A 10,539-nucleotide genomic window follows, 5' to 3' on the forward strand; every position below is an offset into this window, starting at 1 on the left:
TTCGACAGTTGTAGTGTGGAAAACGCCCTATGGGGAGGTTCAAGCCGTGCCACAGGAAGGCGAGCCGGTCTGGAGTGTGGGTGAGCTCGCGGCTGCCGCCGGTGTGTCCGTGAAGACCGTCCGCTTCTACACCGAGCGCGGTGTCCTCACCGAGGCCGGCCGCAGCACCGGCGGCCATCGGCGATATGGCCAGGACGCCCTTGACCGGCTGCGCCTGGTGAGGAGCCTGCGGATGCTGGGACTCGGGTTGTCGGCCGCCTCCGCTGCCGCAGTCGATGGAGCGGCGGTCCGTGACGTCCTGGCTGATCACCTCGGCGACGTGGAGCAGCAGCTGGAGGACCTGCGGTGGCGCCGGGCAGCGCTCCAGGCCCTCGACGAAGTCCCGGACGACGATGCCCTGGCCCTGGTACTGCCTCTGCTCGACAGCGTTGCCACCAGACCCGACCCGGAGGAGCTCGGAGTCTTCTGGCGGCGCATCATGCCTGCGAGGTTCCCGCGCCACATCAGTGACGCGCTCGCCCGGGCGGCCATCCCCGAGCTGCCAAGCGATCCGAGCCCCCGGCAGGCGCTCGCGTACGCCCGCCTGCACCATCTCGCCACCGACCGCGGTGTCGCCGCTGCCATCCGCGCCCACCTGAAGCACGCTCCGCCGGCAGACCCCTCGCCGGATCCCGAACGCGTGGCCCGGTTCTACGAGGCACTCGCCCGTTCCCACGCACTGGCAACGCGCGCTCTCACCGCCGGCGAGAGCGGAGCGGACACCACTGCGCTGGACACCTTCGTCGGCGCTTACGCGCAGTATGCGGAAGCCGCCGACACACCCGCCTTTCGTATGGCACTCGCAGCGCGTCTGGAGCGGGAACGACATCCCTGTCTGGTGCGCTACTGGACGCTGGCGGCGCAGCTCGCCCCGTCGTCGGCTGTCACGGTCGGCGCAGGTCACGGCCGCCTGGTCGCCCTCCTCGTCTCCACGCAGCCGGGGCGCGGCTGAGGCGTTGTGCCGAGCAACCCCAGGGCTCCTTCAGACGGCGCCGACGACTGTTACAGCCCGGTCAAGCCGCTTGTGCGACCGGGTGGGACTGGGGAGGTGAAGACCCGGATGTCACGCAGGAGAGCCGACGGGACGCTGACTCGCCGGCGGGCCAGGGCTACGACTGCCTGAACCCGTTTGCATCCCTGGCTGCGCACCAGGCGGCGGCGCTCGGCCGGCGCAGCGGAGTGCCGGTCACGGTGACCGGTCCCCACGAACGGCTGCGGCTCGACGCGCGGCCCGAAGAGCACGCGCACCGGATCGTGCCGGAGGCGGTGAACAGCGCGCTCAAGCACGCCGCGGCCTCGCACGTGCACGTGGCGGTCACCGGCCTCGGGGACGCGGTCGGCCTCGTGGCCGCGGACGACGGCAGGGCTTCGACCCGACCGCCGCCTACGACGGCCACCTGGGTCTGCGCACCATGCGCGAACGCGCCTGCGGTATCGGAGCGGCCCTCGACCTGCACACCGCCCCCGGGCTGGGCACCACCGTCAGGCTCACGCTGCCCGAGCCCACGCTCCGGCAAAGGGAGGACTCCCCCGCATGACCGCCCCGCTGCGCGTCTTCCTCGAGGACGACCACGCCGTCGTCCGCAGGGGCCTGGTCGCCTACCTCGACGGCGAGAACGACATCGACGTCGTCGGCGAGGCGGCGAACGGCCGCACGGCCCTGGACCGGATCGCGGTCCTGGCCAACACCAGCGCGGCACCGGACGTCGTCCTGATGGACCTGCTGATGCCGGAGCTGAGCGGTGTGGAGGCCACCCGGGAAATCGTCCGCCGCTGGCCGCAGATCAAGGTCGTCGCGGTCACCAGCTTCCTCGCTGAGGACAAGGTCCGCGACGCGCTCGACACCGGCGCGGCCGGATACCTGCTCAAGGACGCCGAGGCGGACGACGTGGCGGCCGCCCCTTGACCTTCCGCTGCCTGGACGCCGGAGCCCTGACCAACAGCCGCACCGTGGAACGCATGACACTGCTCTCCCGCGAGATCGCGGTGCGATACGACCACTACCCCCGAACCACCTGGCGCCTGCTCGGAGCCATGGCGTGACCCGACCATCCCCCCGTCACATCCATACGTCGTCACGGGTAAGGGGTCTGCCACGATCCAGTAGCCCGGTTGCAGGGGAACGGTTTCCCTGGCTCCGGTACTCGTCAGACAGGTGGGAGAGCCGGTTCGGCCTGCTCGACCGCGTACACAACCGAGTCGAGCAGGCCGGGAAAACGCGCGTCAAGCTCTTCCCGGCGCAGCGTGTTGACCCGCGAGTTGCCCGCTGCGACCTCTTGGCGGATGATCCCGGCCTCGCGCAGCACCTTGAAGTGCGCGGACAAGGTTGACTTGCTCAGGTTGATGCCGAAAGTGCCACAGGGTTTGCCGTCGGCCTCCACCAACCGCCGCACGATCGTCATCCGGGCCGGTTCGGCCAGGGCGTGGAGCACGGCATAGATGCTGAAGTCCTCGGCGCGAGGATGGTGAAGCGGCTTCACGGCGTTGCTCTCCCTGCCCAGCAACAGTGTTCGCAAGTTGGCGAACTCAAGTTGACTAACCTTCGTCCCAGTGTATACGTTCAATCGCGTGTTCGCCAAATAGCGAAAACACGGACACTGGGCGTCCTACGCTTTCGGGAGACCTCTCATGCTCGAGACGAAGACCACCACCGCAGCCGTCGGCGGCCTGGCCACAGCCCTCGCCTTCGGCGGCATGTTCACCGTCGCCAAATCCGCCTTCAGCTGTGTCGATCCCTTCCACCTCACTCTGGCCCGTTTCACCCTCGGCTCCGCGATCTTCGTGCTCCTCCTGCTGACCATCGAAGGCCGCACGGCCCTGCGCACGGACGGAAAGCTCCTCAAGCTCTGGGGACTCGGTTCACTCGGGTTCGCCGGCTTCAACCTGCTCACCTACGTCGGCCTGCAGTCGACTCCGGCCCCCACCGCATCCCTGATCATGGCTGCGATACCCGCGATCACCGTATTCGTGATGTGGGCGCGCACGAGGAAGCAGCCGGCGGGCATCACCCTTGCCCTGGTTCTGCTGGCCCTGACCGGCGTCGCCATGGTTCTGGGCGATGGCGACCCGCTCACCGTCTTCACCGGCGGCATCGGCCCAGGGGGCCTGCTCATCCTGACCGGAGTGATCGGCTGGGTCATCTACACCACCGGTGCCGCCGGCTTCCCCGGCTTCTCCGTCCTGCGCTACACAGCCCTCACCAGCACTCTCGGCACACTCACCATCGCGATCGTCACCCTCGCCGCCGCCGCACTCGGCTGGATACCCAACCCGTCCGCCGCCGACTACGCCGCCAGCTGGTGGCAGATCCTCTACATGGCCGTCCCCGCCACCGCCATCGCGATCCTCACCTTCAACCACGCCATCCGCACCCTGGGCCCTGCCAACGGCGTCCTGTTCATCAACCTGGTCCCCATCACCTCCTTCACCATCGAGGCCGTCCGCGGCCACCAGCCCACCACCGGTGAACTGGCCGGCGTCGCCCTCACCCTCGCCGCCGTCATCGCCAACAACCTCCACAGCCGCCGCACCACCGGCAACAACTCCGCCGCGGCCGCCGGCACCGACAAAACCGCGATCAACGCCGCCTGAGGGCAGCGACCTCGAGGCGAGACCCACCGCACAGAGCAGTGACGCCCCTCGGGTCATGGGGCGCCGCCGCGCCATCAGGACAGAGGGCGACAGCGGCACGGCGACCGCGAGAGGCGGAACCGTGATCGCCTTCGTGAACATGCGCGCCCGGAAACGGAGACAGCGCGATCCTTATCCGCCGTGCTCACAGTCACGGTCGTCATTGCAGCCAGGTACGGCCACGGGACCCGATCCGCACGCGTACGGATGGCCAGGGGCGCCCGGCTGCCCGATGTCCGCACCGTGATCGCCGAGAGTTTCGAGCGCACCGCACCGCCTTGACGGCCTCGGGTGTGGTGCCGTCGCAGGCGCCGACCAGAGGCGCGCCGCCCGGGTACCGATTGGTTCACCCACCTCCAACCCACCGAAGGCATCAAAGCCCGCAAGGCCTGAGCAGCGACAATCCCCCGCCACGACAAACACGCCGGAGCGCCAGCCATGACCACCCGGTCCCTGCCGCACAACGACACCGTCTTCGTCTTGACTGTCACCTACAACGCTCCGCTGAAGCGCGTCGACGAACTACTCCAAGCCCACCGGGAGTGGCTCGACACTCACTTCTCGAGCGGCCTGTTCCTCGCCTCCGGCCCCCGCGTGCCCCGCACGGGCGGCGTCATCCTGGCCCGGGCCGCCGACCGTGCCGAAGTGGAGGCGCTGATCCTCACTGACCCATTCGTGCTGGGCGGCGTGGCCGACTACGACATCGTGCAGTTCCACCCCAGTCGCGGCCCGTTCGCCACATCTCTGGTCACGGGCACCACCGCCGAGCAGACGTGATGTCACACCCGCATCCGCCGGCCCGGTGTACCCGCACCACGTGCCATCGTTCAACGACCTCCCGGAGCCGGAATCCTGTCAGTCCAGCGGGACCCGCCACACCAGGGTCGTGCCGCCGCTGTCGGGGCAGTCCACCGTCAGGGAGCCGCCGAGCTGTTCCGCCCGTTCGGCCATGTTGCGCAGGCCGCTGCGGCGGCCGCCGGACGGGATGCCCACGCCGTTGTCGGAGACCGTCAGCCGCACCTGGTGGCCGTCGGTCTCCAGGGCCACGTCCGCGCGGTCGGCGCCGGAGTGGCGGGCGATGTTGGTCAGGCTCTCGGACAGGACGGCGACGACGTGATCGGCGATCTCGCGGGGCACGTCGGTGTCGACCAGCCCCTCCATGCGCACGCTCGGCGCGAAGCCGAGCACCGGCGACGCCTCGCCGACGGCCCGGACGACGCGGGCCCGCAGCCCGGTCCCGGCGCCCCCGTCACGCGCCCGCAGACCGAAGATCGTCGACCTGATGATCTTGATGGTCTCGTCCAGGTCGTCCACCGCGCGCGCCACCCGCTGCCCGGCCTCCGCGTGCTCGATGAAGCGGCCGGCGCTCTGCAGCGTCATGCCGGTGGCGAACAGCCGCTGGATGGCCAGGTCGTGCAGGTCCCGGGCGATGCGGTCGCGGTCCTTGAGCACCGCGATCTCCTCGGCGTCCTGGCGGCGTTCGGCCAGCTCCATGGCGATCGCGGCCTGCGCGGCGAAGCTCTGCAGCGGTTCGATCTCCTTCTCGGAGAACACCGTCTGCCCGGTCTCGCGCACCAGCAGCACGACACCCCGCACCCCGCCCTCACCCGTCCCGATGGGTACGGCGACGGCCGGGCCGAGCCGGGTGAAGCGCGGCGGCCCGGCGGAGACCCGGTCGTCGTGCGAGATGTCCGGGCTGGTGACCGGGACGGCGCTGGAGAACGCCTCGCCGATCAGGCTGTCGTCGACCGGCAGCACCAGCCCCCGGTGGGTCTCCGCCTCCTCCCCGACGGCGAGTTCGACGGTCAGGGCGTCGGTGTCCTCCATGGGCATCGCGACCACGGCCAGGGCCGCGCCGGTGATCTCCATGGCCCGCCCGGCGATCAGACCGAGCACCTCGCTGCGCCCGCTGCCGGACATCAGGCGGTGGGTGATCTCCGCGTTGGCCCGCAGCCACCGCTCGCGCTGCCGGGACTCCTCGTACAGGCGGGCGTTGTCGATCGCGACGCCGGCCGCCACGGCCAGCGTCGACAGGACCGACTCGTCCTCCTCGTCGAACTGCATCCCGCCGCGCTTCTCGGTGAGGTACAGGTTGCCGAAGATCTGGTCGCGGACCCGGATGGGAACGCCGAGGAAGGTGTTCATCGGCGGGTGGTGGGGCGGGAAGCCGTACGACGCGGGGTGCTGGGAGATCTTGGCCAGCCGCAGCGGCGCGGGCCGGCGGATCAGCTCGCCGAGGATGCCGTGGCCCTCCGGGTAGGGGCCGATCCGGGCGATCTGGTCCTCGCTGACGCCGACCGTGTAGAACGCCGACAGCCGCTTGCCGTCGGGGCCGATCACGCCGAGGGCCGCGTACTCGGCGTCGACCAGGGCCGCGGCGGCCTCGACGATGCTGTGCAGGACCTGCTCCAGGTCCAGCTCACGGCCGACCGAGAGCACCGCCTCCAGAAGGCTGTGCACCCGGTCGCGCGTGCCGCGGGCCGCGTCCAGCCGGGCCTGCAGCTCCTCCAGCAGCTCGTCCAGCCTCAGCTGCGGAAGCCGAATGCGGGCCTCCCCGGCATCCTCGGAGCGTCCCACCCGTGATCCTCCACATCCCATGCCGTGCGTGCCGTCGGCCTGCCGTTCCGGTCACGTGCCACGGTAACGGTCCAGGCAAGGGGACGATACGGGACCCCGCGGAGATCGCCGCCCGCCGGGCCGGACCAGGTCTTTCAGAGCCGGGCGGCGACGTGCTCGGTGAGGTCGAGCAGCCGGTTGGTGTAGCCCCACTCGTTGTCGTACCAGCCGAAGACCTTCACCAGTTCGCCGTGCGCCTGGGTCAGCGGGGCGTCCAGCACGCAGGAGGAGGGGTCGCCCACCACGTCGCGCGAGACGATCGGCGCGTCGGACACCCGCAGGATGCCCTTCAGCGGACCGTCGGCGGCCTCCCGGTAGGCGGCGTTGATCTCCTCGACGGTCACCGGCCGCTCCAGCACCAGGCTCAGGTCGGTCAGCGACCCGTCCTCCACCGGCACGCGCACGGCGATCCCGTCCAGCGTCCCGGCCAGCTCCGGCAGCACCAGGCCGACGGCGCGGGCGGCGCCGGTGCTGGTGGGGATGATGTTGACGGCGGCGCTGCGGCCGCGGCGCAGGTCCTTGTGCGGGCCGTCGAGGACGACCTGGTCGTTGGTGTAGCCGTGGATCGTGGTCATCAGGCCCTTGACGATGCCGAAGCGCTCGTCGAGCACCTTGACCATGGGGGCCACGCAGTTGGTGGTGCAGGAGGCGTTGGAGACCACGTCGTGCCGCGCGGGGTCGTACGTCCCCTCGTTGACGCCCATCACCACGGTCGCGTCGACGTCCTTGCCGGGCACCGACAGCAGCACCTTGCGCGCGCCCGCCGCCAGGTGCGCTCCGGCCGTCTCCCGGGTGCGGAAGCGGCCGGTGGACTCGATGACGACGTCCACACCGAGGTCGCCCCAGGCCAGCGCGGCCGGGTCGCGCTCGGCGCTGACGGCGACCCGGTGGCCGTCCACGGTCAGTGAGGAGTCGTCGTGCTCGACGGTGCGGCCCAGCCGGCCGTACGTCGAGTCGTAGGCCAGCAGGTGGGCCAGCGCCTCCGGCGAGGTGAGGTCGTTCACCGCGACGACCTCGACCCGCGTGCCGCTGGTCTCGGCGCGCTCCAGCACACAGCGCAGGTAGTTGCGGCCGATGCGGCCGAAGCCGTTGATGCCCACGCGCACGTTCATGTCCGTTCGTCCTCCCCTTGGGAACCCGGTCACGTCCGGGATGCGATGCCAGCGTGCGCGATACGGGCCCGGCGCGGCTTGGGCCGTACGGGGGCGACCGGGGGGACATTCGGACCCACCGGCCGCGCCGCCCGGTGGGTCAGTGGCCCTGCTGCCTGAGCCGGTCCTGGGCCTGGGTGGCGATGACCGCGGCCTGGATGCGCCGCTCCACGCCCAGCTTGGCCAGCAGGCGGGAGATGTGGTTCTTCACCGTCTTCTCCGCGAGGAACAGTCGCTGGCCGATCTGACGGTTCGTCAACCCTTCGCCGATCAGGGCGAGTATCTCCCGTTCCCGGTCGGTCAGGCCCGGCAGCGTCTCCGGCTCCTCCTCGTGCTGCTGGTCGTGGCGCAGGCGGGCCATGAGCCGCGTGGTGGCGCTCGGGTCGAGCAGCGACTGCCCGGAGGCCACCGTGCGCACCGCCGAGACCAGGTCGGAGCCCTGGATCTGCTTCAGGACGTATCCGGAGGCGCCGGCCATGATCGAGTCCAGCAGGGCTTCCTCGTCGTCGAACGAGGTCAGCATCAGGCAGCTCAACTCCGGCATGCGCGAACGCAGTTCACGGCACACGCTGACGCCGTCGCCGTCCGGCAGGCGTACGTCGAGCACCGCCACGTCGGGCCGCAGCGCGGGGACGCGGACCAGCGCCTGCTCGGCGGTCGCGGCCTCCCCGACGACGGAGATGTCCGGCTCGTCGTTGAGCAGGTCGTGCACGCCTCGCCGTACCACCTCGTGGTCGTCCAGCAGGAAGACCCGGATCGGTTCGCCGGGGCCGGGCCGCTGGCTGTCCGCCATCAGATGCTCCTCGTCACGTCTCGTGGTCCCGTGCTCCACGCGACGGAACCGTGTCCACCAGGAGATCTTCGTCGTCCCCGGGCGGACGGGCCAGGGGCCGGTCGGCCCTGATTCCCGCCCCGCGCGCACGGCCGCCGGGTACCCGGGACCGACGTTCCCGCACCTGGGCGGCGCACCGGGACCGACGGCCCGGGTGCGGGGGCCGGGCGGCCCCTGGGTCCCGGCCGGGGCCCGGGAGAGGCTGTAACCGATCACGAAAGCGCATAAGGAGCGGAGCACATGACTCCCAGGGACACCGGCACCGACGCCCGCACGACCCAGGCCGTAGAGGTACGGGCCGAGGGCCACGTGGACGAGGCGACCCTCGACTACGTCCGGACCAAGGTGAACGCGGTCTTCGACCGGCCGGGTCTGCCGGCCGTCACCGGCGAGGTACGGATCGCCAAGGCCACCGCACACCACGTCGACCAGCCCTGGTCGGCCGCGGCCGAGATCCGGGTCGGGAGCGAGCTGCTCGTCGTCCACGCCGACGAGGCGAGCGCCCACGAACTCGCCGACCGGCTGCAGGACCGGCTGCGCGGCCGGCTGGACCGGCTCGCCGACCGCTGGGCCAGTGCCCGCCGGTCGGCCGCTCCCCCGCCGTGGCGGGGCGGACCGGCGGACGCTCGGCAGGGCTGAGGGCGTGCGGCGGGAGCGGCGCCTGTCGCGTCACCGCGGGGCGACGGCGCCGTTCCCGCACCCGGCCGAGAGGTCAAGGAGGAATACGTCGTGAAACCGCATCCCGTCGGTGAGGTGATGACCGGTGAGGTCGTGGTCGCCCACCGCGACACGCCCGTACGGGAGCTGGTCCGGCTCCTGGAACGGCACCGGATCAGCGGGCTTCCGGTCGTCGACCACGACGACAAGGTCCTCGGGATGATCTCGGGCACCGACCTGGCCCGCGCTCCGGCGGACGGGCGGACCGCCGGGGAGCTGATGTCGACACCCGCGGTCACCGTGCACCCGGAGCAGTCGGTCTCCGACGCCGCGCGTGTGATGGAGCGGCACGGCATCGAACGGCTGCCCGTGATCGACGAGGAGGACCGGCTGATCGGCATCGCCACGCGGCGCGACCTGCTGCGGGTCTTCCTGCGCACCGACGGGACGATACGCCGTCAGGTCATCGACGAGATCGTGGTCGGCGCGCTGGGGCTGCCGCCCGACGCCGTCGTCGTCTCCGTCCGCGACGGCATGGTCACGCTGGCGGGCCGGGTGGAGCGGCGCAGCGACATCCCTCCGGCGGTGCGGTCGGCGTACCGGGTCGAGGGCGTCGTCGGCGTGGTCAACGGCCTCACCTACCGCGTCGACGACGCCCGGCCCCCCGGACTCTGACACCCCTGACATCCCTGACATGCCCTTACATTCACGGCATCCGTGGTGTTCGCGGCGGAACGGGGCCTGTCGGACCCGGTACCGGGACCATCGGCCCTGGGCGGCCGGAAGGCGCCGCGGCACAGTGGAATCGGGAGCGGCGCCAATCCCCCGTGGCGCCGCTCCCACCCGTTTGCGGGCCGGCTCGCGGGAAAGCCGATGCGGTGGGAAGGGTCCACCCGGGCCCGAGGACAGGTCCGAACGGCCCTAGCGCGAACGTGCCCGTGCCCGCTGCAATGAGCTGCTCGACCGAGCCCGCACCACCCCACGCCCGACCGCCGAGTGAACGTACGGACGCCGCCCATGGCCCTCGACCAAGCCCAGCCGATTCCCGTCGGCCCCCGCCACAGCGTCGCGCTCGACAGCGCCGAGGCTCTTCAGCTGCTGGGCAGCGTCTCCTTCGGCAGAATCGTCTTCACGCAGCACGCGCTGCCGACCATCCGGCCGGTCAACCACGTCCTGGACGAGGGGGACATCGTCATCCGCACCCACGAGGGCGCGGCGCTGACCTCCCGCACCCGGCAGGCCGGCTCGCCGGGCGTGGTCGTCGCCTACGAGGCCGACACCATCGACCCCGCGACCCACCTGGGCTGGAGCGTGGTGGTCACCGGCTACGCCCATCTGGTCACCGATCCGGTGCTGCTGACCCGTTACCAGGCGATGCTGCACCCCTGGGTCGGCCAGGCCATGGACTTCGCCGTCCGCATCCGCCCGGACCTCATCACCGGCATCCGCCTGACCCCGGCCGACACCTGACCCGGGCGGCGGGCCGGCTCCGGTGCGCAGCCGCGGCGCGGCGCGAAAGCGCGGCGCGGCGCGAAAGCGCGGCGCGGCGCGAAAGCGCGGCGCGGCGCGAAAGCGCGGCGCGGCGCGAAAGCGCGGCGCGGCGCGAAAGCGCGG

At 71.4% G+C, this 10,539-nt stretch carries 13 protein-coding genes; 9 read left to right on the forward strand and 4 right to left on the reverse strand.

Going from position 1 to position 10,539, the window contains the following annotated elements; genetic code table 11:
• Window positions 1-46 precede the first annotated feature (46 nt).
• The 4 genes from ACZ5GT_RS21880 (at window position 47) to ACZ5GT_RS21895 (ending at window position 2,082) form a co-directional block, all read left to right on the forward strand.
• The gene (locus ACZ5GT_RS21880; RefSeq protein WP_469027558.1) at window positions 47-991 is read left to right on the forward strand and encodes a MerR family transcriptional regulator; all 945 of its coding nucleotides are present in this window, start codon (window positions 47-49) and stop codon (window positions 989-991) included.
• 460 nt (window positions 992-1,451) lie between these two features.
• Complete coding sequence (locus tag ACZ5GT_RS21885) at window positions 1,452-1,577, forward strand: hypothetical protein (RefSeq protein WP_469027562.1); 126 nt, start codon at window positions 1,452-1,454, stop codon at window positions 1,575-1,577.
• Entirely contained in the window at window positions 1,574-1,945 is a 372-nt protein-coding gene (locus ACZ5GT_RS21890; protein ID WP_469027568.1) for a response regulator, read from the forward strand. Before ACZ5GT_RS21885 ends, ACZ5GT_RS21890 begins: the two co-directional genes overlap by 4 nt.
• Window positions 1,942-2,082, forward strand: coding sequence for a hypothetical protein (locus tag ACZ5GT_RS21895; protein WP_469027571.1), 141 nt, complete (start codon window positions 1,942-1,944; stop codon window positions 2,080-2,082). Before ACZ5GT_RS21890 ends, ACZ5GT_RS21895 begins: the two co-directional genes overlap by 4 nt.
• 104 nt (window positions 2,083-2,186) lie before the next feature.
• On the opposite strand, the gene ACZ5GT_RS21900 is transcribed toward ACZ5GT_RS21895, so the two are convergent.
• Window positions 2,187-2,519, reverse strand: coding sequence for an ArsR/SmtB family transcription factor (locus ACZ5GT_RS21900; RefSeq protein WP_469027577.1), 333 nt, complete (start codon window positions 2,517-2,519; stop codon window positions 2,187-2,189).
• Window positions 2,520-2,667: 148 nt separating this feature from the next.
• Between ACZ5GT_RS21900 and ACZ5GT_RS21905 the strand changes: the two genes are divergently transcribed.
• Together ACZ5GT_RS21905 and ACZ5GT_RS21910 are read left to right on the forward strand one after the other, a co-directional pair.
• Window positions 2,668-3,630 (forward strand): DMT family transporter, encoded by a 963-nt coding sequence (locus tag ACZ5GT_RS21905; RefSeq protein WP_469027582.1) that lies wholly within the window; start codon window positions 2,668-2,670, stop codon window positions 3,628-3,630.
• 477 nt (window positions 3,631-4,107) lie between these two features.
• Complete coding sequence (locus tag ACZ5GT_RS21910; protein WP_469027587.1) at window positions 4,108-4,446, forward strand: YciI family protein; 339 nt, start codon at window positions 4,108-4,110, stop codon at window positions 4,444-4,446.
• A gap of 78 nt (window positions 4,447-4,524) precedes the next feature.
• On the opposite strand, the gene ACZ5GT_RS21915 is transcribed toward ACZ5GT_RS21910, so the two are convergent.
• From ACZ5GT_RS21915 to ACZ5GT_RS21925, 3 genes are all read right to left on the reverse strand, one after another.
• Window positions 4,525-6,267 carry a sensor histidine kinase gene (locus ACZ5GT_RS21915; protein WP_469027592.1) on the reverse strand — a complete coding sequence of 581 codons (1,743 nt, stop codon included), beginning with the start codon at window positions 6,265-6,267 and terminating at the stop codon, window positions 4,525-4,527.
• A 113-nt stretch (window positions 6,268-6,380) separates the two neighbouring features.
• A complete protein-coding gene (gene gap / locus ACZ5GT_RS21920) occupies window positions 6,381-7,397 on the reverse strand; it encodes a type I glyceraldehyde-3-phosphate dehydrogenase (RefSeq protein ID WP_469027595.1) in 1,017 nt (338 codons plus the stop codon).
• A gap of 139 nt (window positions 7,398-7,536) precedes the next feature.
• Window positions 7,537-8,229 carry a response regulator gene (locus tag ACZ5GT_RS21925; protein ID WP_469027599.1) on the reverse strand — a complete coding sequence of 231 codons (693 nt, stop codon included), beginning with the start codon at window positions 8,227-8,229 and terminating at the stop codon, window positions 7,537-7,539.
• 279 nt (window positions 8,230-8,508) lie between these two features.
• On the opposite strand from ACZ5GT_RS21925, the gene ACZ5GT_RS21930 reads away from it, so the two are divergent.
• The 3 genes from ACZ5GT_RS21930 (at window position 8,509) to ACZ5GT_RS21940 (ending at window position 10,395) form a co-directional block, all read left to right on the forward strand.
• Window positions 8,509-8,907 (forward strand): hypothetical protein, encoded by a 399-nt coding sequence (locus ACZ5GT_RS21930; protein WP_469027604.1) that lies wholly within the window; start codon window positions 8,509-8,511, stop codon window positions 8,905-8,907.
• A gap of 90 nt (window positions 8,908-8,997) precedes the next feature.
• Window positions 8,998-9,600, forward strand: coding sequence for a CBS domain-containing protein (locus tag ACZ5GT_RS21935; RefSeq protein ID WP_469027607.1), 603 nt, complete (start codon window positions 8,998-9,000; stop codon window positions 9,598-9,600).
• Window positions 9,601-9,942: 342 nt separating this feature from the next.
• Complete coding sequence (locus ACZ5GT_RS21940; RefSeq protein WP_469027610.1) at window positions 9,943-10,395, forward strand: pyridoxamine 5'-phosphate oxidase family protein; 453 nt, start codon at window positions 9,943-9,945, stop codon at window positions 10,393-10,395.
• Window positions 10,396-10,539: the final 144 nt, after the last annotated feature.

This window comes from Streptomyces sp. NPDC031340, assembly GCF_055569945.1.